Origin of the sequence: Pseudomonas sp. ADPe, assembly GCF_014843515.1 — a bacterium.
Lineage (GTDB): Bacteria > Pseudomonadota > Gammaproteobacteria > Pseudomonadales > Pseudomonadaceae > Pseudomonas > Pseudomonas citronellolis.
This window is the reverse complement of the sequence record NZ_CP062122.1, coordinates 4,319,166-4,340,369: the sequence shown is the minus strand read 5'-3', so window position 1 is coordinate 4,340,369 and position 21,204 is coordinate 4,319,166. Positions and strand designations below refer to the sequence as shown.

Annotated in this window: 22 protein-coding genes; 11 read left to right on the top strand and 11 right to left on the bottom strand. The window is 63.1% G+C overall.

Annotated features, from left to right (window positions below; translation table 11 throughout):
* Nucleotides 1-26: 26 nt before the first annotated feature.
* The 8 genes from IG194_RS19730 (at nt 27) to IG194_RS19695 (ending at nt 7,329) form a co-directional block, all read left to right on the top strand.
* Nucleotides 27-539, top strand: a complete 513-nt coding sequence (locus IG194_RS19730) for a GspH/FimT family protein (RefSeq protein WP_058488535.1) — start codon at nt 27-29, stop codon at nt 537-539.
* A 149-nt stretch (nt 540-688) separates the two neighbouring features.
* Nucleotides 689-1,165, top strand: coding sequence for a GspH/FimT family pseudopilin (locus tag IG194_RS32840; RefSeq protein ID WP_058488534.1), 477 nt, complete (start codon nt 689-691; stop codon nt 1,163-1,165).
* A gap of 8 nt (nt 1,166-1,173) precedes the next feature.
* Complete coding sequence (pilV, locus tag IG194_RS19720; protein ID WP_160329401.1) at nt 1,174-1,746, top strand: type IV pilus modification protein PilV; 573 nt, start codon at nt 1,174-1,176, stop codon at nt 1,744-1,746.
* An 11-nt stretch (nt 1,747-1,757) separates the two neighbouring features.
* Nucleotides 1,758-2,504, top strand: coding sequence for a PilW family protein (locus tag IG194_RS19715; RefSeq protein WP_058488532.1), 747 nt, complete (start codon nt 1,758-1,760; stop codon nt 2,502-2,504).
* The gene (locus IG194_RS19710) at nt 2,501-3,073 is read left to right on the top strand and encodes a PilX N-terminal domain-containing pilus assembly protein (RefSeq protein ID WP_058488531.1); all 573 of its coding nucleotides are present in this window, start codon (nt 2,501-2,503) and stop codon (nt 3,071-3,073) included. The genes IG194_RS19715 and IG194_RS19710 overlap by 4 nt, the downstream gene beginning before the upstream one ends.
* Before the next feature lie 19 nt (nt 3,074-3,092).
* Nucleotides 3,093-6,587: a pilus assembly protein gene (locus IG194_RS19705; RefSeq protein ID WP_058488530.1), complete on the top strand. Its 3,495-nt coding sequence runs from the start codon at nt 3,093-3,095 to the stop codon at nt 6,585-6,587.
* Complete coding sequence (locus tag IG194_RS19700; protein ID WP_058488529.1) at nt 6,584-6,913, top strand: PilY2 family type 4a fimbrial biogenesis protein; 330 nt, start codon at nt 6,584-6,586, stop codon at nt 6,911-6,913. The genes IG194_RS19705 and IG194_RS19700 overlap by 4 nt, the downstream gene beginning before the upstream one ends.
* Nucleotides 6,910-7,329 carry a type IV pilin protein gene (locus IG194_RS19695; protein WP_058488528.1) on the top strand — a complete coding sequence of 140 codons (420 nt, stop codon included), beginning with the start codon at nt 6,910-6,912 and terminating at the stop codon, nt 7,327-7,329. The genes IG194_RS19700 and IG194_RS19695 overlap by 4 nt, the downstream gene beginning before the upstream one ends.
* A 51-nt stretch (nt 7,330-7,380) precedes the next feature.
* On the opposite strand, the gene ispH is transcribed toward IG194_RS19695, so the two are convergent.
* The 6 genes from ispH to murJ all read right to left on the bottom strand — a co-directional run bounded on the left by ispH (nt 7,381) and on the right by murJ (nt 14,795).
* Entirely contained in the window at nt 7,381-8,325 is a 945-nt protein-coding gene (gene ispH / locus IG194_RS19690; RefSeq protein ID WP_058488527.1) for a 4-hydroxy-3-methylbut-2-enyl diphosphate reductase, read from the bottom strand.
* A gap of 87 nt (nt 8,326-8,412) precedes the next feature.
* Nucleotides 8,413-8,865: an FKBP-type peptidyl-prolyl cis-trans isomerase gene (fkpB, locus tag IG194_RS19685; protein ID WP_043273639.1), complete on the bottom strand. Its 453-nt coding sequence runs from the start codon at nt 8,863-8,865 to the stop codon at nt 8,413-8,415.
* Nucleotides 8,858-9,361 (bottom strand): signal peptidase II, encoded by a 504-nt coding sequence (gene lspA, locus IG194_RS19680; RefSeq protein ID WP_043318028.1) that lies wholly within the window; start codon nt 9,359-9,361, stop codon nt 8,858-8,860. Before lspA ends, fkpB begins: the two co-directional genes overlap by 8 nt.
* Nucleotides 9,354-12,188: an isoleucine--tRNA ligase gene (gene ileS, locus IG194_RS19675; RefSeq protein ID WP_058488526.1), complete on the bottom strand. Its 2,835-nt coding sequence runs from the start codon at nt 12,186-12,188 to the stop codon at nt 9,354-9,356. The genes lspA and ileS overlap by 8 nt, the downstream gene beginning before the upstream one ends.
* 23 nt (nt 12,189-12,211) lie before the next feature.
* Nucleotides 12,212-13,150, bottom strand: a complete 939-nt coding sequence (gene ribF / locus IG194_RS19670; RefSeq protein ID WP_009617557.1) for a bifunctional riboflavin kinase/FAD synthetase — start codon at nt 13,148-13,150, stop codon at nt 12,212-12,214.
* Between the two features lie 106 nt (nt 13,151-13,256).
* Nucleotides 13,257-14,795, bottom strand: coding sequence for a murein biosynthesis integral membrane protein MurJ (gene murJ, locus IG194_RS19665; RefSeq protein ID WP_058071504.1), 1,539 nt, complete (start codon nt 14,793-14,795; stop codon nt 13,257-13,259).
* Between the two features lie 242 nt (nt 14,796-15,037).
* On the opposite strand from murJ, the gene rpsT reads away from it, so the two are divergent.
* Complete coding sequence (gene rpsT, locus IG194_RS19660) at nt 15,038-15,307, top strand: 30S ribosomal protein S20 (RefSeq protein ID WP_009617555.1); 270 nt, start codon at nt 15,038-15,040, stop codon at nt 15,305-15,307.
* Nucleotides 15,308-15,670: 363 nt separating this feature from the next.
* On the opposite strand, the gene IG194_RS19655 is transcribed toward rpsT, so the two are convergent.
* The 5 genes from IG194_RS19655 to rplU all read right to left on the bottom strand — a co-directional run bounded on the left by IG194_RS19655 (nt 15,671) and on the right by rplU (nt 19,310).
* Nucleotides 15,671-16,132, bottom strand: coding sequence for a CreA family protein (locus IG194_RS19655; RefSeq protein WP_058489714.1), 462 nt, complete (start codon nt 16,130-16,132; stop codon nt 15,671-15,673).
* Nucleotides 16,133-16,158: 26 nt separating this feature from the next.
* Entirely contained in the window at nt 16,159-17,277 is a 1,119-nt protein-coding gene (proB, locus tag IG194_RS19650) for a glutamate 5-kinase (protein WP_009617553.1), read from the bottom strand.
* Between the two features lie 62 nt (nt 17,278-17,339).
* Entirely contained in the window at nt 17,340-18,560 is a 1,221-nt protein-coding gene (gene cgtA, locus IG194_RS19645; RefSeq protein ID WP_064987586.1) for an Obg family GTPase CgtA, read from the bottom strand.
* A 156-nt stretch (nt 18,561-18,716) separates the two neighbouring features.
* A complete protein-coding gene (gene rpmA, locus IG194_RS19640; protein ID WP_009617551.1) occupies nt 18,717-18,974 on the bottom strand; it encodes a 50S ribosomal protein L27 in 258 nt (85 codons plus the stop codon).
* Between the two features lie 24 nt (nt 18,975-18,998).
* Complete coding sequence (rplU, locus tag IG194_RS19635; protein ID WP_058488524.1) at nt 18,999-19,310, bottom strand: 50S ribosomal protein L21; 312 nt, start codon at nt 19,308-19,310, stop codon at nt 18,999-19,001.
* Nucleotides 19,311-19,550: 240 nt separating this feature from the next.
* On the opposite strand from rplU, the gene IG194_RS19630 reads away from it, so the two are divergent.
* The gene (locus tag IG194_RS19630; protein WP_058488523.1) at nt 19,551-20,519 is read left to right on the top strand and encodes a polyprenyl synthetase family protein; all 969 of its coding nucleotides are present in this window, start codon (nt 19,551-19,553) and stop codon (nt 20,517-20,519) included.
* 176 nt (nt 20,520-20,695) lie between these two features.
* A complete protein-coding gene (locus IG194_RS19625; protein ID WP_009617547.1) occupies nt 20,696-20,920 on the top strand; it encodes a hypothetical protein in 225 nt (74 codons plus the stop codon).
* The last annotated feature ends 284 nt before the right edge of the window (nt 20,921-21,204 follow it).

The window sequence follows — 21,204 nt, the reverse complement described above, 5'->3', positions numbered from 1 at the left end:
CAAGGCAAAGCCAGGGACGGCTCCTCATGCCCAAGAATCGCGGATTCAGCCTGCTGGAAGCATTGCTCTCGATTCTCCTGCTCTCGCTGCTCGCCAGCCTGGCCGTACCGGCCTTCGACAACCTGCTCCAGTCAAATCGCGCCCTTGTCGCCCTGCACAGCCTGCATGGCGCCCTGAGCCATGCCCGGCAAACCGCGGTACTGACTGGCCGCCCGGTCAGCGTCGTGGCCCACGAAGGCGATTGGGCCAAAGGCTGGGCGCTGTTCCACGACGACAACAACGACGGCCAGCAGCAATCCGGCGAACCCCTGCTGCGCCTGCACCCAGCCCTGGAAGACGTGGAAATACACCCGGACGAAACCTCCCGCCGCTACATCCACTACCGCCCCCAGGGCCGCGCCATCCGCCCCAACGGCGCCTTCCACGCCGGCCATTTCCGGATCTGTGCCCAGCACGCCACAGCCCACCGGATCGTGATCAACCGCAGCGGCCGCATCCGCCACGAAAGCGCCCCCAGCGCCAGCCTCTGCGCACGCTGAGCAGCGCACAGCCGCTCTGCGACCGAGGTCACAGAAGACCAGCGGATATGACCGGACATCGCGCGTTTTGTATCGGCCATCCAACAAAAAGGGACATTTCCCACACAAATTGGCAGCATTTCCTTCAAGGTAAATAGGAGGAATGCGCCATGTCGCGCCCCCAGAAAATGGCGGGGTTCACGTTGATCGAGTTGATGATCGTAGTGGTTCTGCTGGCCATCTTCGCCAGTATCGCCATGCCGGCAATGCAGGGCCTGATAACCAGCAACCGTCTGGAGAACGCCAGCAACGATGTCAGCGGCCTCCTGGAGTACGCGCGCATGGAGGCGGCAACTCGTGGCACAGCGATCACAGTCAATTTCAACGGAGACACCCTGACAGTCCGCCAGGGAAACACGCCCTTACGCCAGATAACGCTCTCCACCGACATCAACCTTCAGCTTTCCGCCGACGACATTCAGTACAACGCCACGGGCGCTGCAAGCGAAACGGTAAGTATCGTTCTCTGCCGTGACGAGAGCGCAGCTGAGGCACGCAAGATCATTGCGGAACGAAGCGGCCGAGTGCGCCATTTTGGCCGCGGCATGAATGAAAACAACACAGCCCTGACATCATGTTCACCGTGAACCGAATAATGAAAACGCAAAAGGGTTTCAGCCTGATAGAAACCATGGTCGCCCTGTTAATCATCTGCATTGGGATACTGGGGCTGGTTGCCCTACAAGGACGAGCCGTCCAGTACGCCAATGAGAACGCCCAGCGTAACAATGCGGCCATGCTGGCCAACGATCTCATCGAATTGATGCGAAGCAACCGATCGGCACTGATTGACGGCGACGGTCTGCTCAGAAATGCCTCGAGCTATTACAAAGCAGCGGGCAGTTCCTTCCCGACGGCACAAACCACGGCCTGCCTGGATGGTACGGGATGCACCGCCGATCAGATGGCCACGACGCAGTTGGCTCAATGGACCCAACAAGTGCGCAACAGCCTACCGCTGGATAGCACTCTGTCCTTACTCAAAAACCAATATGTTATTTGCAGAACCGATAACCCTAGCGACGAGGACGCCCCCTGCTCAGGAACCGGCTCCAGCGTATTGATCCAGATTGCCTGGCTAGGCAAAGACACCTGTCCGAGCGGAGAAAATTGCACCGCCCTGGACAGTAATCGCCGCGAGTTCTACCGGGTCAGTTTCCAGCCATGAGGAGCCAGACAATGAGCCGATGGATATTCCAGCAGAAAGGCCTGTCGCTAGTCGAACTGATGGTTGCCATGCTGATTACCAGCTTTCTGATCCTAGGCGTCACCCAGGTCTATCTCGACAATAAGCGTACCTACCTGGCCCAGCACGGCCACGCCGATACCCAGGACAACAGTCGATTTGCCCTTTATGCCATCGAGCAATTGCTGCTCAAGACCGGCTACAAGACCTTGCCTCAGGACAGCCGTGAAATCGCCTTTCCCTACCAGGCCGCCGGCTCCGGCTGTCCGGCCTTCCAAGCAGGGCAGACTGTGCTACCAACAGCTTCGGGCAAAGGCGTCTGCATCCGCTACCAACACAGCTCAAACAACGAGAAAGACTGTCTTGGAGCCACCATCGATACCAGCAACGCCATCGTGACCCGTCTGGAACTCGATACCAAAACCAACGAGTTGCAATGTGCGGCCCAAGGCGCAACAGCACAAACCCTGGTCTCGGATGTCGTCGATATCCGCTTCTCGTTCGGTATCGACACCAACGATGATCGTCTCGCCGAGTCCTACGCAACTGATCCAGACACCAACGCTTCTCTGGTCTCCGTCCGGACTGCGCTCCTACAGGGCAGCGCAAGTAATAGCATCGCCCTGGCCAAGCAGGTCTACCACTTCCCCCTGTCCGCCTCTGCCACGACAACTGCTCCCGATACCCGACTCTATCGGTCGGCGCAGACGACCGTGACTCTGAGGAACATCGCACAATGAAGCAAGAAAGCAGCGTTCATTACCAACGAGGTGCTGTGCTGTTCATCAGCCTGATCTTGCTACTGGTCGTCACCCTGCTCGCGATCTCCAGTATGCGTGGCACCGTTCTGGAAGAGCGCCTGGTCGGCAACCTGCGCTCCTACCAGATTTCCGCCGCCGGCGCCGAATCGGCTCTACGCGAAGGAGAAAACCGTCTGGCCGCCAGTCTGGGGCCGGCGGACACTATGACAGATTGCAGTAGCCAGAGCGGCATGTGCGTCCTGCAGCAAGTGCCAGCCAACACGCATCCCCATGACTGGGACTGGTGGGATAACGATGATCATTCGCAGACATACAACGGCAATACCTCGGACACAACCAGACTGTTCGGTCTGAACAACTCTCCCCGCTGGTTCGCCGCCTTCATAGGATTCGATCCGCAGAACTCGAAGGGCACGGTGGAAGTAACCGATATCGACGAACGTAGACGAGGCGTTGGCCCTTACTACTACCAGTTGAACGCAGCCGCTCAAGGTGACTCACAGCGAATCATGGTGATGCTGCAGTCTTCCTCCGTGCAGCGCTATTGACGACCAGGGAACTCAATTCATGAAGCTCAGCCTACTCCGCAGGACGGTGCTCACCTCGTTTGCTTTCGGTTACCTCGCGCTCACTTCGAATGCCATCCAGGCGGCAGCCCTGACCATCAGTCAGCAGCCGCTTTTCCTCAACGAAACGGTGGACCCGAATATTCTGGTCACGCTGGATGATTCTGGCAGCATGGCCTTTGCGTATGCGCCGGACTCCATCGAGTCGAACAAATCGAAAGACTACTTCAAGTCCAATGTCTACAACCCAATGTACTACAACCCGAACATCATCTATAAGGTGCCGAAGAAGGTAACGGTATCCAATGGGAACTTGCAGGTAACCGACTACCCGACACCAAGCTTCACGTCTGCCTGGAAGAACGGCTTCACCCAGTCGGGTAGCATCAATCTTTCAAAATCCTATAAAGCCACAGTTGAATATGGTCGCGGCTACGACGAAGATACCGGCACCGCCCAGGCTGCCTACTACTACGATTACACCCCTGGTGGCTCCGGTTGCAAAACAGGAAGCCTGACCAACGAGTCCTGCTATACAAAAGCTGTAGTACCCTCCAGCCAGCAGACCAACTTCGCAATCTGGTTCTCCTTCTATCGGACACGTGCACTGGCTACCCAGTCTGCAGCCAACCTGGCCTTCTACAGCCTGCCGGAAAACGTCCGGGTAACCTGGCAGGTTCTGAACAATTCCAGTTGTGACAGCATTGGCGAAGGAAACTCCAAATGCTACAGCAACTACCTGCGCCCCTTTTCGGGCAATCACCGCGCCAATTTCTTCAGTTTCCTCGAGAACTTGAGCGTGACAGGCGGCACCCCCCTGCGAGTCGCGGTACAACGTGCAGGGGAATTCCTGCGCAGGAAAGACGTGAATGGACCTTATGCAGCAGTTCCCGGTACCAGCATCGGTACCGAATACACCTGTCGCCCGAGCTACAGCATCGTGATGACCGATGGTCTATGGAATGGCGACAAGGTTAGTGTCGGCGATACCGACAGTAGCTCAACCTCCCTGCCAGACGGAATCACATACAACTCGCGCCCCCCTTATAAGGATGGTACCAGCAACACCCTCGCCGATCTCACTTTCTATTATTGGGCCACGGATGCCCGGTCGGATCTCGCCAACAACCTGGCACCTTACTCACCATATAAAGACAGCGACGCGACAAAGCAGTATTTCGATCCACGCAATGACCCGGCAACTTGGCAACATCTAGTCACCTATACGCTTGGCCTCGGCCTGACAACCAGCCTGACCGATCCCAAGTGGGGAGGGTCCACCTATACCGGGGACTATTCGGCCCTAGCCAGAGGCGACAAAACATGGCCCAAAGCGGCCGACAACAGCGCCAATAACGTCTACGACCTGTGGCATGCGGCAATCAACGGTCGCGGAGAATTCTTCAGCGCCGACAGCCCCGAAGCCATGACCAACGCTTTCTCGACCATCCTCAGCCGCATTTCCGATCGCGATACTTCGGCCTCTGCCGTATCCCTGGAATCGGCTGTCACTACTGCGGGCAACGAAGCCTATTACGCCCGCTTCTCCAGCCAGAACTGGAGCGGGCAGTTGATCAAGTACGAAATTAACGACCAAAGTGGCGCTCTCACGCCTTCATGGGATGCCCGCGATCTACTGAACAATCGGGCAGCCTCGAGCCGTAACATCAAGTTTGTTCAAAATAATCAATTGACCGACTTCAACTGGAGCAACCTCAGCTCAGCACAAAGATTGCTATTCCAGAAAGATGACGACGGCAATACCGAAAGCACCGACACCTATGCCCAACGACGTGTTGCCTATATTCGAGGCGACCGGACCTACGAGGGAACTGGCAGCACCGACCTGCGCGAACGCAACTACGTACTGGGCGACATCATCTATTCCAGCCCGGTAGTCGTCAGCAAACCGGACAGCTTGCCCTCGTTGATGGACCGAGTCAGCGGGGCCACTCAAACCGGGTCGACACAGCAAAAATATGCAGCCTTCTTCAGCGCCAACCAAGACCGGGCAAAACGCATCTATGTCGGCGCCAACGACGGCATGCTCCATGGTTTCGATGCCGATGGCATCGAACGCTTCGCCTTCATCCCCACGGCAGTGCTGAACAAGCTCTATCTGCTCAGTTCACAGACCTACAAGGGAACCAAGCACCGCTTCTACGTCGATGGCACGCCGGTAGTATCGGAAATCCAGATCGGAAAAGAGTGGCGCACTATTCTGGTTGGCAGCCTGCGTGGAGGTGGTCGTTCGGTCTTCGCCCTGGATATCACCATCCCGGGGCAGGAAAAGCTGCTGTGGGAGTTCAGTGACAATGACGACGGTGATCTCGGCTACACCTTTAGCAAGCCGGTGGTAGCCAAACTGCACGATGGCAACTGGGGAGTAATCCTTACCAACGGCTACAACAGCACCAACGACAAGGCCGTTTTGTTTGTCCTCAATGCAGTCACCGGAGCGGTTATCAAGAAACTGACACCGAATACCGGCAACTTGGTCAATGGTCTCTCCACGCCTCGAGTAGCGGATATCAATGGCGACCTCATAGCCGATTATGTCTATGCTGGAGACCTTCAGGGCAACCTGTGGCGCTTCGATCTGTTCGACCCTAGCCTGACAAGTCTCGAGGTCATCGGCAGCAACGGAGCAGTACCTACTGGCAGTTCAGCAAAATGGCGCGTCGCATTCGGGGGCAATCCGCTCTACCGGGCCACTACGACCAATACATCCGGCCAGACAGTAGCTCAGCCCATCACCGCGGCCCCGTCTCTGGTCCGCCACCCGAGTGGAGTCGGCTATATTGTCGACTTCGGCACCGGCAAGTATTTCGAAAGTAGCGACGCCCAGGCAGACTCCAGCAAAGCCATGGCTCTTTACGGCATCTGGGACACGCAGACTAGCCCCGTATCCGGTGGAGCCACCTCCACACCATCACTGAGTCGCTCAAACCTAGTCCAGCAAACCATATCGACCCGAACCGCAGGCACCTTCACCGACCCCGATGGCAGCGGTCGGACACAAGAATATCGGCTCATCAGCCGCAACCCCATACAGTGGTATCGCAACAACAATCCTGCCGAGGGCATCAACAAGTACGGCTGGTACATGGACCTCAAGGAAGGTGACACTCTCAAAGGTGAAATGATTACCACCGATATGACGATACGTGGCAACGTGCTGATCTTTACCAGCACCATTCCCAACGTGGATCCGTGCCAACCTAGTATCGATCGCTGGATCCAAGTCGTCGATGCCGTCACCGGCGGCTCGACCAGTTACGATGTGATTGACCTGACCGGCAACAACTACGTGACTGCGGCAGACAGCGCCTCCGGCAAGGTGGTATCAAGCATACGCATGCCAGGCTACGGCTCACCCAGTGTTGTCGGCAAGGATCTCTATACCAACTTGCCTGATGGCGTATCCCGTACTCGGATCACCTTCGGTGAATTGGCTCGCGGTCGTCAGAACTGGCGGCAGATCGAGGATGAATGATGAAAAGCCGAACAAAGTACATCACACTATTTTTCGGAGCGTTTCTTCCCTGCCTGGCTCAGGCAGAAGCTTTCGAAGACAACGGCACGGTCGAGAACGTCATACTGGCGACCAACCACATCATCGTAGACGGCAAGAGCTATCTCCTGCCCAACAACGTTCCGGAAAGCAACACCCCCACTGCAGGACCTGCGATCTTGCAATTACAGCCCGGCATGTTCGTGGTCTTCTCCGGCCACACTGGGGCTATAGATACCATCGACTCCCTAGCCATCCACCTGCGCCAACCGACCGACACAACCGAGCCCAAGGCAGAAGACGAATGAAGCGCTCCGCAGGTTTTACTCTGATCGAAATCATGATCGTGGTAGTCATTCTGGGCATCCTTGCCGCCATCGTGGTTCCCAGCTATCAAAGCTATGTCATCCGCAGCAATCGCAGCGAAGCACAGGCGCTGCTGAGCGACGCGGCGGCCCGGGAAGAGCGCTTCTTCACCCAAAACAACAGCTACGTTACCAGCACGACGAATATCGCCAACCTAGGCATCAGCGCCGCCTCGCGGACAGGCCTCTACACCCTCGCCATTGCACCGGGAACAGCGACTGATGGGGGCTATCTGCTGACAGCCACGCCTCAACGAGCACCGCAGACCAACGACGATGAATGTGAAACCTTGACACTGAACGCGGTGGGTACTCGTGGCTCAAGCGGAACTGGAAGCACGGAAAGCTGCTGGCATTAAGACGAGAATGCCCGATCATCCAATCGGGCATCTTTTGTTGCATGGGCAAGACTAAACCGCCTTCACCCGCAGTTCCTTGGGCATCGAGAAGGTAATGTTCTCCTCCCGCCCATCCAGCTCCACCTCGGGCTCCGCGCCCCATTTGCGCAGTTGCTCGATCACACCGCGCACCAGCACTTCCGGGGCGGAGGCGCCGGCGGTGATGCCGATGCGCCGCTTGCCTTCGAACCATTCGCGCTTGAGGTCTTCGGCGCCGTCGATCAGGTAGCCGGGGGTGCCCATGCGTTCGGCGAGTTCGCGCAGGCGGTTGGAGTTGGAGCTGTTCGGGCTGCCCACCACCAGCACCAGGTCGCACTGGTCGGCCAGGTCCTTGACCGCGTCCTGGCGGTTCTGGGTGGCGTAGCAGATGTCGTTCTTGCGCGGGCCCTTGATGTGGGGGAATTTCGCGCGCAGGGCGTCGATCACCTTGGAGGTGTCGTCCATCGACAGGGTGGTCTGGGTGACGAAGTGCAGGGCCTCGGGGTTGCGCACTTGCAGCGCGGCCACGTCTTCCTCGTCCTCGACCAGGTAGATGTCGCCGCCATTGTCGCGGTTGTACTGGCCCATGGTGCCTTCCACCTCGGGGTGGCCTTCGTGGCCGATGAGGATGCACTCCTGGCCGTCGCGGCTGTAGCGCACCACTTCCATGTGCACCTTGGTGACCAGCGGGCAGGTCGCGTCGAAGACCTTCAGGCCGCGGTTCTCGGCCTCCTTGCGCACGGCCTGGGACACGCCGTGGGCGCTGAAGATGACGATGGTGTCGTCCGGCACCTGGTCGAGTTCCTCGACGAACACCGCGCCGCGGTTGCGCAGGTTCTCCACCACGAACTTGTTGTGCACCACTTCATGGCGCACGTAGATCGGCGGGCCGAACACGTCCAGGGCGCGGTTGACGATTTCGATCGCCCGGTCGACGCCGGCACAGAAGCCGCGGGGGTTGGCGAGTTTGATTTGCATGGTCGGTCTGTCTCGGCCTCGGCGCGCAGAGGGGATGGCGCGATGGGCATCGCTTGGCTCAACCCATCCTACGCCTGCGAAGGGCCCTCAGAGCGCCCTTACGTCGATGATTTCCACTTCGAAGGTCAGGCTCTTGCCGGCCAGCGGGTGGTTGAAATCGATGGTCACCTGCTGTTCGTCGAAGGCCTTGACCACGCCGGGCAGCTCGGTCTTGGCGGCGTCGTTGAAGATCACCAGCAGGCCTTCGGCCAGTTCCATGTCCTGGAACTGGTCGCGCGGCATCACCTGCACGTTGGCCGGGTTCGGCTGGCCGAAGCCCTGCTCCGGCTCGATGTTCAGAGTGCGCTTGTCGCCGGCCTTGAGGCCGAACAGCGCCTGCTCGAAGCCCGGCAGCAGGTTGCCGTCGCCGACCTTGAAGGTGGCCGGCTGCTTGTCGAAGGTGCTGTCGACGACGTTGCCGTCTTCCAGCTTGAGGGCGAAGTGCAGGGTGACTTCGGTATCCGCTCCGATGCGCTGGATATCGCTGTTGCTGTCAGCCATGGGCGGTCTCTCCGGATTTCTTCGTTTTGAACATGTCCAGCGCCAGCATGATGGCGCCTACGGTGATGGCGCTGTCGGCCAGGTTGAACGCCGGGAAGTACCAGCGGTTCTGCCAGTGCACCAGGATGAAGTCGATCACGTGGCCGAGCACGATGCGGTCGTACAGGTTGCCCAGCGCGCCGCCCAGCACCAGGGCCAGGGCGATGGCCAGCCAGGTGTCGCTGGGCTTCAGGCGCTTGAGCCAGATGACCAGCACCGCGCTGACCACGATGGCGATCAGGGCGAACAGCCAGCGCTGCCAGCCGGAGCTGTCGGCCAGGAAGCTGAAGGCCGCGCCGGTGTTGTAGGCCAGGGTCCAGCTGAACAGGTCGGGGATGACCACGATCTGCTGGTACAGGCTCAGCGTGCCCTCGAAGTAGGCCTTGCTGACCTGGTCGAGGACCAGGACCAGCACGGTTATCCACAACCAGCCAAGGCGGCCGAAGCGGTTAGGCATAGTGGCGAACCTCGCCCGCGCCTTCGATGTTTTCCACACAGCGGCCGCAGATTTCCGGGTGCGCGGCGTGGCTGCCGACGTCCTCGCGGTGGTGCCAGCAACGGGCGCACTTGGCGTGGGCCGACTTCACTACCTTCAGCTTGAGGCCGGGCAGTTCGCTCTGCACGGCATCGGCCGGGGCATCGGCCAGGGGCGCGAGGGTGGCGGTGGAGGTGATCAGCACGAAGCGCAGCTCGTTGCCCAGCTTGCCCAGGCTGCGGGCCAGGTCGTCCTCGGCGTAGAGGGTGACCTCGGCCTGCAGGTTGCCGCCGATGGCCTTGGCGGTGCGCTGGTTCTCCAGCTCCTTGTTGACCGCGGCCTTGGCGGCCATGACCTGCTCCCAGTAGGCGCGGCCCAGCTCGGCGTCGGCCGGCAGTTCGGACAGGCCGTCGTACCAGGTGGTCAGCATGACCGACTCGGCGCGCTCGCCGGGTAGGAACTTCCACACTTCCTCGGCGGTGAAGGCGAGGATCGGCGCAACCCAGCGCACCAGCGCCTCGGCGATGTGGAACAGCGCGGTCTGGCAGGAGCGGCGGGCGACGCTGTCGGCCTGGGTGGTGTACTGGCGGTCCTTGATGATGTCCAGGTAGAAGCCGCCCAGCTCCTGCACGCAGAAGTTGTGCACCTTGGAGTAGACGTTCCAGAAGCGGTACTCGCGGTAGGCCTCTTCCAGCTCGCGCTGCAGCAGCAGGGCGCGGTCCACGGCCCAGCGGTCCAGGGCCAGCAACTGGTCGTTGGGCAGCAGGTCCTTGGCCGGGTCGAAGCCGGTCAGGTTGGAGAGCAGGAAGCGCGTGGTGTTGCGGATGCGCCGGTAGGCGTCGGCGCTGCGCTGCAGGATGGTCTGGGAGACCGCGATCTCGCCGGAGTAGTCGGTGGAGGCCACCCACAGGCGCAGGATGTCGGCGCCCAGGGTATCGATCACGGTCTGCGGCACCACTGTGTTGCCCAGGGACTTGGACATCTTGCGGCCGGACTCGTCCACGGTGAAGCCGTGGGTCAGCAACTGGCGGTACGGCGCGTGGCCGTCGATGGCGCAGCCGGTCAGCAGCGAGGAGTGGAACCAGCCGCGGTGCTGGTCGGAACCTTCCAGGTAGAGGTCGGCGGCCGGGCCGCTGGCGTGGCCGAGTTCGGCGTGGGAGCCGCGCAGCACGTGCCAGTGGGTGGTGCCGGAGTCGAACCAGACGTCCAGGGTGTCGTTGATCTTGTCGTACTGCGCGGCTTCGTCACCGAGCAGCTCGGCGGCGTCGAGCTTGAACCAGGCCTCGATGCCCTCCTTCTCCACGCGCTGGGCGACTGCTTCCATCAGCTCGACGGTGCGCGGGTGCAGCTCGCCGGTGGCCTTGTGCAGGAAGAACGGGATGGGCACGCCCCAGTTGCGCTGGCGCGAGATGCACCAGTCCGGACGGCCGGCGATCATGCCGTGCAAGCGCGCCTGGCCCCAGCTGGGCACGAATTCGGTCTGGGTGATGGCTTCCAGCGCACGCTCACGCAGGGTCGCGCCGCTCTCCGGCTGCTTGTCCATGCCGACGAACCACTGCGCGGTGGCGCGGTAGATCAGCGGGGTCTTGTGGCGCCAGCAGTGCATGTAGCTGTGGTTGATGCTGGTGTGCTTGAGCAGCGCGCCGACTTCGTCGAGCTTGGCGACGATGTTCGGGTTGGCCTTCCAGATGAACTGGCCGCCGAAGAACGGCAGGTCGGCTACATACACGCCGTTGCTCTGCACCGGGCTGAGGATGTCGTCGTTGCTCATGCCGTACTGCTTGCAGGTACGGAAGTCGTCCTCGCCGTAGGCTGGCGCGGAGTGGACGATGCCGGTGCCGGCGTCCAGGGCCACGTACTCGGCCAGGTAGACCGGCGAGAAGCGCTCGTAGAATGGGTGGCGGAAGCGGATCAGGTCCAGCGCCTCGCCCTTGGCGGTGGCGATGACCTGGCCTTCCAGGCCGTAGCGCTGCAGGCAGGACTCGACCAGCTCCTCGGCCAGCACCAGCAGGCGCTCGCCGGTATCGACCAGGGCGTAGGTGAATTCGGGGTGGACGTTCAGCGCCTGGTTGGCCGGGATGGTCCAGGGGGTGGTGGTCCAGATGACGATGGCGGCGGGCTTGGCCAGGCTCTGCAGGCCGAAGGCGGCGGCCAGCTTGCCTTCGTCTTCCACCGGGAAGGCGACGTCGATGGCGTCGGACTTCTTGTCGGCGTACTCGACTTCCGCCTCGGCCAGGGCCGAGCCGCAGTCGAAGCACCAGTTCACCGGCTTCAGGCCCTTGAACACGAAGCCCTGCCTGACCATCTCGGCCAGGGCGCGGATCTCGCCGGCCTCGTTGGCGAAGTTCATGGTCTTGTAGGGGTTGTCCCACTCGCCGAGCACGCCCAGGCGGATGAAGTCGGCCTTCTGCCCTTCGATCTGCTCGCTGGCGTAGGCGCGGCACAGTTCGCGGGTCTTGTCCGCCGGCAGGTTCTTGCCGTGGGTGGTCTCGACCTTGTGCTCGATGGGCAGGCCGTGGCAGTCCCAGCCCGGCACGTAGGGGGCGTCGTAGCCGGCCAGGGTGCGCGAGCGGACGATCAGGTCCTTGAGGATCTTGTTGACCGCGTGACCGATGTGGATGCTGCCGTTGGCGTAGGGCGGGCCATCGTGCAGGATGAATTTCGGGCGACCTTCGCCGGCCTTCCGCAGCTTCTGGTACAGGCCGATGTCGTTCCAGAACTTCAGGGTTTCCGGCTCGCGCTGGGGCAGGCCGGCTTTCATCGGGAACTGGGTATCGGGAAGGTTCAGCGTGGCTTTGTAGTCGGTCATCTCAGGGCCTGTTCGGAATTTCTTCAATCAAGCGGTTGGCCCAGCCAGTAGGCCCGGGCGGCGGCTATGTCGGCGAGGATCGCCGCCTTCAGTGCCTCAAGGGAGGCGAAGCGCTGCTCATCTCGCAGCTTCTGGTGGAAGGTCACATCCAGGTGCAGGCCGTAGAGGTCGCCGGCGAAGTCCAGCAGATGCACTTCCAGGTGGGGCCGGCCATCACCGTTGACCGACGGCCGCGTGCCGATGTTGGCCACCCCGTTGACGCGCTGGCCGGCCACTTCCGTGCTGACCAGGTAGACGCCGTTGAGCGGCGCCTTGCGGCGCTTGAGCTGGATGTTCGCGGTGGGCGAACCCAGGGTGCGGCCGAGCTTCTGCCCGTGCAGCACCCGCCCGCTCAGGCGGAACGGCCGGCCCAGCAGGCGCTCGGCCTGGTGCAGGTCGCCGTCGGCGAGCACCTTGCGGATGCGCGAGCTGCTCACCCGCATGCCGTCGACTTCCACCGTGGTGGCGGCCTCGACGGTGAAGCCCTGCTCGGCGCTGGCCCGGACCAGGAAGGCGAAGTCGCCGGAGCGGTCGCAGCCGAAGCGGAAGTCGTCGCCCACTTCCAGGTGGCGCACTGCCAGGCCGTCCACCAGCACCTGGCGGACGAACTCGGCGGCCGACAGCTCGCGCAGGCGGCGGTTGAATGTCAGGCACAGGACGAAGTCGACGCCCTGCTCGCGCAGCAGTTCGAGCTTCTCGCGCAGGCGCGTCAGGCGCACCGGCGCGGCATCCGGGGCGAAGTACTCGCGCGGCTGCGGCTCGAAGATCACCACGCAGCTGGGCACGCCCAGCTCCTGCGAGCGCTCGCGCAGACGCGCCAGGATCGCCTGGTGGCCAAGGTGGACGCCGTCGAAATTGCCGATGGTGGCAACGCAGCCCCCGGACAGGGGCCGCAGGTTGTGGAGGCCTCGAAGCAGCTGCATATCGCGCGTATTGCTCAGAAAGTGGTCGATTATACCTGCACCCGCCGCCGCGCGACAGGCACAAAGCCGCCGCGCGTCACGGATGCACCCAAGTGCCGGCGCCGGGCTAGCTCACCGCCCGCCGCGAGAAGTCGCGCAGGCGGAAGCCCAGCAGCGCCAGCATACCGAAATAGGCCACTACGCCGGCCACCACCAGCACGCCCAGGCGCGCCAGGCGCAGCGGCATGCCGCCCAGGTCCCAGGCCGGCATGAAATGCATCAGGCCCAGCAGCACGGCGGACATCACCAGCACCGCCAGCACCAGCTTGCCGAGGAACTTCGCCCAACCCGGCTGCGGCTCGAACAGGTCGTGCTTGCGCAACTGCCAGTACAGCAGGCCGGCGTTGAGGCAGGCCGCCAGGCTGATGGCCAGGGCCAGGCCCGCGTGCTTGAGCGGGCCGATGAAGACCAGGTTCATCGCCTGGGTGGAAACCAGGGTGAAGAGCGCGATCTTCACCGGCGTGCGGATGTTCTGCCGGGCATAGAAGCCCGGCGCCAGCACCTTGACCAGGATGATCCCGAGCAGGCCCACGGCGTAGGCGATGAGCGCGCGCTGGGTCATGAGCGCGTCGTTGGCGCTGAACTTGCCGTACTGGAACAGCGACACGGTCAGCGGCTCGGCGATCAGCGCCAGGGCCAGGGCGCAGGGCAGCACCAGCAGGAAGCACAGGCGCAGGCCCCAGTCCATCAGGCGCGAATACTCGTGGCGGTCGTCGCTGGCGTAGGTCTTGGCCAGGGACGGCAGCAGGATGGTGCCCAGGGCCACGCCCAGCACGCCGGAGGGCAGCTCCATCAGGCGGTCGGCGTAGTACATCCAGGACACCGAGCCTGCGGCCAGGAAGGAGGCGAAGATGGTGTTGATGATCAGCGAGATCTGGCTCACCGACACGCCGAGGATCGCCGGGCCCATCTGCTTGAGCACGCGCCACACGCCGCTGTCGCGCAGGTTAAGGCGCGGCAGCACCAGCATGCCGATCTTCTTCAGGTGCGGCAGTTGGTAGAGCAGCTGCGCCAGGCCGCCGGCCAGCACCGCCCAGCCCAGGGCCATCACCGGCGGGTCGAAGTACGGCGTGAGGAACAGCGAGAAGACGATCATGCTGACGTTCAGCAGGGTCGGCACGAAGGCCGGCACCGAGAAGCGGTTCCAGGTATTGAGGATGGCCCCGGCCAGCGAGGCCAGGGAAATCAGCAGGATGTAGGGGAAGGTCACCCGCAGCAGCGCGGTGGTCAGGTCGAACTTCTCCGGAGTGTCGGCGAAGCCCGGTGCGGTGATCCAGATCACCCAGGGCGCGGCGAGGATGCCCAGCGCGGTGACCAGCGCCAGCACCAGGGTCAGCAGGCCGGAGACATAGGCGATGAAGGTGCGGGTGGCCTCCTCGCCCTGCTGCGTCTTGTATTCGGCGAGGATCGGCACGAAGGCCTGGGAGAAGGCGCCCTCGGCGAAGATGCGGCGCAGCAGGTTGGGCAGCTTGAAGGCGACGAAGAAGGCGTCGGTGGCCATGCCGGCGCCGAACATGCGCGCTACTATGGTGTCCCGGACGAAGCCGAGCACCCGCGAGATCATGGTCATGGAGCTGACCGCGGCCAGCGATTTGAGTAGATTCATTGCATCCGGGACTTGTCAGCGCAGGGTGGCCCTGCCCGCGGGCGGCCGGATCGCCCGGCGGCCAGTAAAGGGCGTCGAGTGTATGGCCGCCGGTCGAATAAATCACCCACCCAGTCCGCGAATACCCGGCCATGCCGCTCGTCGGAGGCCGCTCATACCCTTGACAAGGCACGGACTCGACGGCATCATTCGCGGCCTTAATTTATTCGCTATATCCCAAGTTTTTCTCGAGGAGCTCGACGGTGGCCAACACACCTTCCGCCAAAAAACGCGCCAAACAGGCTGAGAAGCGTCGCAGCCACAACGCCAGCCTGCGTTCCATGGTTCGTACCTACATCAAGAACGTAGTCAAGGCAGTCGATGCCAAGGACCTGCCCAAGGCCCAGGCCGCTCTGGTTGCCGCCGTACCGGTCATCGACCGCATGGCTGACAAAGGCATCATCCACAAGAACAAGGCCGCTCGCCACAAGAGCCGCCTGAACGCCCACGTGAAGGCCCTGGCCACCGCGTAAGCGTTCCGTTCTTGAAAAACCGGCCCCAGTGGCCGGTTTTTTATTGCCCGCGAAAAGCCCAAACCCCAGCCCCGGACCGTAGGAGCGGAGCTTCTCCGCGATAGCCGTAATCCCCGGCGCGATTCGCGGATGAGATCCGCTCCTACGCCGCCCCACCCACGCATTCCCCTGCAGGAGCGCGCCCTGCGCGCGAATCGCGGGCAGGGCCCGCTCCTACGCCTCCAGGGAAGCACGGCTTTTCGTAGGATGGTGTTGAGCGAAGCGATACCCATCACCACGGCAGCATGGGTATCGCAAGCTCAACCCATCCTACGAAGAGCACCTCGGCGCAAGACAGTTGCTCCTACGAAAAGCGAAAGGCTTCTATTTCGTCGGCCAGGGCATGATCGGGATGGCGGTCACCGCGTTCTGCGGGCTGCCTTCGATGATGCGGTCGCTGTAGACGAGGTAGACCAGCGCGTTGCGCTTCTTGTCGAAGAAGCGCACCACCTGCATGGACTTGAACACCAGCGAAGTGCGCTGCTTGAACACCTCCTCGCCATCCTTGAGCTCGCCGACGAAGCGGATCGGTCCGACCTGGCGGCAGGCGATGGACGCCTCGGCACGGTCCTCGGCCAGGCCCAGGCCACCCTTGACGCCGCCGGTCTTGGCCCGCGACAGGTAGCAGGTCACCCCTTCCACCTTGGGATCGTCGAAAGCCTCCACCACGATCTTGTCGTTCGGCCCCACCCACTTGAACACCGTGGAGACCTCGCCGATCTCCTCCGCGCCCGCCAGCGCCGGCAACATCAACAGACCGGCGCACACGCTCTTCCACAGCCTCATGGACGACAGCTTCATCGGTGACTCCTTCAGACCAGCACGAGGTTGTCGCGGTGCACCAGCTCCGGGCCGTCGACGTAGCCCAGCAGGCCCTCGATGGCATCGGTCGGCTGGCCGATGATCTTCTGCGCCTCCAGGGCGCTGTAGTTGGCCAGGCCGCGGGCGATCTCGCGACCCTGCGGGTCCACGCAGACCACCATCTCGCCGCGGCGGAAGCTGCCCTGGACCTGCTTCACGCCCACCGGCAGCAGGCTCTTGTGGTCCTCGGCGATGGCCTTGACCGCACCGGCGTCCAGCACCAGGGTGCCGCGCATCTGCAGGTGGCCGGCCAGCCACTGCTTGCGGGCGGCCTTGCGGCTTTGCTCGGGGGTCAGCAGGGTGCCCAGGCGCTCGCCGGAGCGCAGGCGGTCGAGCACGCGCTCGATGCGCCCGCCGACGATCACCGTATGCGCACCGGAACGCGCCGCCAGGCGCGCCGCGCGCAGCTTGGTCTGCATGCCGCCGCGGCCGAGGGCGCCGGCGCTGCCGCCAGCCACCAGGTCGAGCTGGGCGTCGTCGGCGCGGGCTTCGTAGATCAGCTGGGCTTCGGGATTGTTGCGCGGGTCGGCGTCGAACATGCCGTCGCGGTCGGTGAGGATCACCAGCAGGTCGGCCTCCACCAGGTTGGCCACCAGGGCCGCCAGGGTGTCGTTGTCGCCGAAGCGGATTTCGTCGGTGACCACGGTGTCGTTCTCGTTGATCACCGGGATCACGCCGAGGTCGACCAGGGTGCGCAGGGTGTTGCGGGCGTTCAGGTAGCGCTTGCGGTCGGACAGGTCGTCATGGGTCAGCAGCACCTGGGCGGTCTGCAGGCCGTGCTGGCCGAAGCTGGACTCCCAGGCCTGCACCAGGCCCATCTGGCCGACCGCCGCCGCGGCCTGCAGCTCGTGCATGTCGCTCGGGCGGGAGACCCAGCCCAGGCGGCTCATGCCCGCCGCCACGGCGCCGGAGGACACCAGCACCAGCTCGACGCCCGCGCAGTGCAGCGCGACCATCTGCTCGACCCACACCGCCATGGCGTCGCGGTCCAGCCCGCGGCCATCGGCCGTGAGCAGGGCGCTGCCGATCTTCACCACCCAGCGCCGCGCGCCGGTCACTTTCTCACGCATACATCAACCTTACGAAGTCAGGTTTCACCAGGTTGCTTCGGGACCGGCGCACGCGGCGCCGGTCAGGGCACGTAGAAGATTTCCGGCCCGTCGCCGTCGTCCTCGTCGTCGAAATCATCGTCGTCGTCGAGGTCGTCGGCATTCTTCAGGCCGGCACGGCGCAGCGCGCGCGCGTCGTCCATGGCCTGCAGACGGGAACGCGCCTCGTCTTCGATGCGCTGGTCGAGTTCGGCCAGGGCCTCGCCGTAGGCCGGGTCTTCCTCGATGCGCAGGCTGCGCTCGTCGAGGTACTTCATGATGTCCTGGCTGAGCGCCTCGGTGCCTTCGCGCTCCAGGGCGGAGATCACGTAGACCGGACCTTCCCAGCCCAGGCGCTCGACCACCTGCTGCTTGCGCCGCTCCTGCTCTTCCGGCTCGAGGATCTGGTCCATCTTGTTCAGCACCAGCCAGCGGTCACGCTCGGTGAGCGCCGGGCTGAACTTGGCCAGCTCGTTGACGATGGTCTCGGCGGCATCGGCCGGGTCGCTCTCGTCCAGCGGCGCCATGTCGACGATGTGCAGCAGCAGGCGGGTACGCGCCAGGTGCTTGAGGAAGCGGATGCCCAGGCCGGCGCCTTCGGCGGCGCCCTCGATCAGGCCGGGGATGTCGGCGACCACGAAGCTCTTGAAGCGCCCGACGCTGACCACGCCCAGGTTCGGCACCAGGGTGGTGAAGGGGTAGTCGGCGACTTTCGGCTTGGCCGCGGACACGGCGCGGATGAAGGTGCTCTTGCCGGCGTTCGGCAGGCCCAGCAGGCCGACGTCGGCCAGGACCTTCAGCTCCAGCTTGAGGTCGCGGGCCTCGCCGGGCTTGCCCGGGGTGGTCTGCCGCGGCGCGCGGTTGGTGCTGGACTTGAAGCGGGTGTTGCCCAGGCCGTGCCAGCCGCCCTGGGCGACCATCAGGCGCTGGCCGGGCTCGGTCAGGTCGCCGATGACTTCATGGGTGTTCGCATCGATCACGGTGGTGCCCACCGGCACCGGCAGGACCAGGTCGTCGCCCTTGGCGCCGGTGCAGTCCTTGCTGCCGCCGTTCTGCCCGCGCTGGGCGTCGAAACGGCGGGTGTAGCGATAGTCCACCAGGGTGTTCAGGCTCTCGTCGGCCTCGAGGAACACCGAGCCGCCGTCACCGCCGTCACCGCCGTTGGGGCCGCCCTTCTCGATGAACTTCTCGCGGCGAAAGCTCATGAGGCCATTGCCGCCGTCACCGGCTTTCACGTGGATGGATACTTCGTCGACGAATTTCATGGGAACGCCTCCCGCCAGCGTGGCGGGTTGAATAAGAAAAGGAGCATAGGATACAGCCAAGCCCGCGCAAACGCAGGAGCCCGGGATCCGTTGCCGGGAAACGCCAGAAACAAAAAAGCCCCGTCGCGAGACAGGGCTTTTTCAGTGAAGGCTCGCTTAGGCAGCGACGACGCTTACGTAGCGACGGCCGAAGGCGCCTTTCACTTCGAACTTGATCACGCCGTCGATTTTCGCGAACAGGGTGTGATCCTTGCCCATGCCAACGCCGTAGCCGGCGTGGAACTGGGTGCCGCGCTGACGCACGATGATGTTGCCTGCCTTGACAGCCTGGCTACCGAACAGCTTCACGCCAAGGCGTTTACTTTCGGAGTCGCGGCCGTTGCGGGTACTACCGCCAGCTTTCTTGTGTGCCATGAGTCATATCCTCCAAAAAAGGAATTAGGCCTGGATGCCGGTGATCTTGATTTCAGTGAACCACTGGCGGTGGCCCTGACGCTTCATGTGGTGCTTGCGGCGGCGGAACTTGATGATGCGCACTTTGTCGTGACGACCGTGGGAAACCACTTCAGCGGTCACTTTCGCGCCTTCTACCACCGGCAGGCCGATCTTGACGTCATCGCCATTGGCGACCAGCAGAACGCGATCCAGGTTGATCGATTCGCCGGTGGCGACGTCGAGTTTCTCGACCTTGAGGAATTCGCCTTCGGCGACTTTGTATTGCTTGCCGCCGGTAACAATAACTGCGTACATCTGGATGTCTCCGTTAGACCTGCTCACCCGACGCTTTATAGGAAGAGGTATCGGTCGGCATGGCTGCATGGGGCCGGAAGAGCGCCCGTGCAATTGCGTAAGGCAGGGTATGCCAGGGAAGTTCGGGGCCGCGATTGTACGCAAAGCCCTACGCGGACACAAGCCTTGCGGCGCTTTCCTTGACAGCCCCCACCCCGGCACCTAGCATGCCGCGCATTCTTCGAGGAGCGCCTTCGTAATATGCAACCCCAGGCTTTCTATCGGGTGGTGGCGGACGACTTCACCGCCGTCGACGGCATCATCCGTCGCCAGCTCAGCTCCCGCGTTCCCCTGGTCGAGAAGATCGGCGACTATATCATCTCCGCCGGCGGCAAGCGTCTTCGCCCGCTGCTGGTGCTGCTCAGCGGCAAAGCCCTGGGCTACTCCGGGGACGACCTGCGCCTGCTGGCCGCCACCATCGAATTCCTGCATACCTCCACCCTGCTGCACGACGACGTGGTCGACGCCTCCGGCCTGCGCCGCGGCCGCGCCACCGCCAACGCGCAATGGGGCAATGCGCCCAGCGTGCTGGTCGGCGACTTCCTCTATGCCCGCTCCTTCGAAATGATGGTCGAACTCGGCTCCATGCCGGTGATGCGCATCATCTCCCAGGCCACCCGGGTGATCGCCGAGGGCGAGGTGCTGCAGCTGACCAAGGTGCGCGACGCCAGCACCACCGAAGAAACCTACATGGAAGTCATCCGCGGCAAGACCGCGATGCTCTTCGAGGCCTCCACCCACAGCGCCGCCGCCATCGCCGGCGCCACGCCGGAACAGGCCGAGGCCCTGCGCCAGTTCGGCGACGCCCTGGGCATCGCCTTCCAGCTGGTGGACGACCTGCTGGACTACCGCGGCGACGCCAGCACCCTGGGCAAGAACGTCGGCGACGACCTCGCCGAGGGCAAGCCCACCCTGCCGCTGATCGCCACCATGCGCGACGGCACCCCGGAGCAGGCGCAGCTGGTGCGCAAGGCCATCCAGCAGGGCGGCAGCCAGGACCTGGAAGGTATCCGCGCCGCCGTGGAAGCCGCCGGCGCCCTGGACTACACCGCGAAGCTGGCGCGCGAATACGCCGCCCGTGCCATCGACTGCCTCAAGGCGCTGCCGGACAACGAGTACCGCGCCGCGCTGATCGAGCTCAGCGAATTCGCCGTCGCCCGCACCCACTGATCCGCACACGATCCGACGAACGCCCGCCCGGCCCTGCCGCGCGGGCGTTCTGCGTTATGCGCGGTTGATCCAGGCCATGGCATTGGTCGGTTGGTGGAAAAAAATTCTGCATAGGGGCTTGCTATCGAGATAATAAGAATTATTCTCATTAACTCAGCTACCAAGGAGATGCAGAGATGACCTACATGATCGATGCCTGGCTGGACCGCCCCCATCCCTATCTGCGCATCCTCAATCGCGATACCGGGGAAGTCTGCGCCCTGCTGCAGGAAGACGCCCTGGATGAGCTGCGCGAACAGGGCGGTCTGGACCTGCACGAACTGGGCACCAGCGAGCCGCAGGTGCTCAAGGAGCTGGTGCGCAACCTGTTCCTGTTCTGCTACGCCCGCGCGCTGCGTTGAACGCCGCGGCTGTTCGCGGGAGCGACGGGGCTTCGTAGGAGAGACTGTCTGCGCCGAGGCGCTTTTCGTAGGATGGGTTGAGCTTGCGAAACCCATGCGGTTGCGCTGATGGGTATCGCTTCGCTCAACACCATCCTACGAAAAAGCCACGCTCGCTCCTACGCTCATTCCCCTGTAGGAGCGCGCCCTGCGCGCGAATCGCGGGCAGGGCCCGCTCCTACAGTTCCGGGGAAGCACGGGCGTAGGAGCGGACCTTGTCCGCGATGGCGGGATGAGCGCCGGCC

Excerpts from the sequence above, each read along its gene's own strand:
- ispH (WP_058488527.1), bottom strand. The coding sequence starts at position 8,325 with ATGCAAATCAAACTCGCCAACCCCCGCGGCTTCTGTGCCGGCGTCGAC.
- IG194_RS19700 (WP_058488529.1), top strand. The coding sequence starts at position 6,584 with ATGATGAAAAGCCGAACAAAGTACATCACACTATTTTTCGGAGCGTTT.
- IG194_RS19715 (WP_058488532.1), top strand. The coding sequence starts at position 1,758 with ATGAGCCGATGGATATTCCAGCAGAAAGGCCTGTCGCTAGTCGAACTG.
- IG194_RS19705 (WP_058488530.1), top strand. The coding sequence starts at position 3,093 with ATGAAGCTCAGCCTACTCCGCAGGACGGTGCTCACCTCGTTTGCTTTC.
- IG194_RS19710 (WP_058488531.1), top strand. The coding sequence starts at position 2,501 with ATGAAGCAAGAAAGCAGCGTTCATTACCAACGAGGTGCTGTGCTGTTC.
- rplU (WP_058488524.1), bottom strand. The coding sequence starts at position 19,310 with ATGTACGCAGTTATTGTTACCGGCGGCAAGCAATACAAAGTCGCCGAA.
- rpmA (WP_009617551.1), bottom strand. The coding sequence starts at position 18,974 with ATGGCACACAAGAAAGCTGGCGGTAGTACCCGCAACGGCCGCGACTCC.
- lspA (WP_043318028.1), bottom strand. The coding sequence starts at position 9,361 with ATGCCTAACCGCTTCGGCCGCCTTGGCTGGTTGTGGATAACCGTGCTG.
- cgtA (WP_064987586.1), bottom strand. The coding sequence starts at position 18,560 with ATGAAATTCGTCGACGAAGTATCCATCCACGTGAAAGCCGGTGACGGC.
- murJ (WP_058071504.1), bottom strand. The coding sequence starts at position 14,795 with ATGAATCTACTCAAATCGCTGGCCGCGGTCAGCTCCATGACCATGATC.
- ileS (WP_058488526.1), bottom strand. The coding sequence starts at position 12,188 with ATGACCGACTACAAAGCCACGCTGAACCTTCCCGATACCCAGTTCCCG.
- proB (WP_009617553.1), bottom strand. The coding sequence starts at position 17,277 with ATGCGTGAGAAAGTGACCGGCGCGCGGCGCTGGGTGGTGAAGATCGGC.
- pilV (WP_160329401.1), top strand. The coding sequence starts at position 1,174 with ATGAAAACGCAAAAGGGTTTCAGCCTGATAGAAACCATGGTCGCCCTG.
- fkpB (WP_043273639.1), bottom strand. The coding sequence starts at position 8,865 with ATGGCTGACAGCAACAGCGATATCCAGCGCATCGGAGCGGATACCGAA.
- IG194_RS19625 (WP_009617547.1), top strand. The coding sequence starts at position 20,696 with ATGACCTACATGATCGATGCCTGGCTGGACCGCCCCCATCCCTATCTG.
- IG194_RS19655 (WP_058489714.1), bottom strand. The coding sequence starts at position 16,132 with ATGAGGCTGTGGAAGAGCGTGTGCGCCGGTCTGTTGATGTTGCCGGCG.
- IG194_RS19695 (WP_058488528.1), top strand. The coding sequence starts at position 6,910 with ATGAAGCGCTCCGCAGGTTTTACTCTGATCGAAATCATGATCGTGGTA.
- IG194_RS19630 (WP_058488523.1), top strand. The coding sequence starts at position 19,551 with ATGCAACCCCAGGCTTTCTATCGGGTGGTGGCGGACGACTTCACCGCC.
- IG194_RS19730 (WP_058488535.1), top strand. The coding sequence starts at position 27 with ATGCCCAAGAATCGCGGATTCAGCCTGCTGGAAGCATTGCTCTCGATT.
- IG194_RS32840 (WP_058488534.1), top strand. The coding sequence starts at position 689 with ATGTCGCGCCCCCAGAAAATGGCGGGGTTCACGTTGATCGAGTTGATG.
- ribF (WP_009617557.1), bottom strand. The coding sequence starts at position 13,150 with ATGCAGCTGCTTCGAGGCCTCCACAACCTGCGGCCCCTGTCCGGGGGC.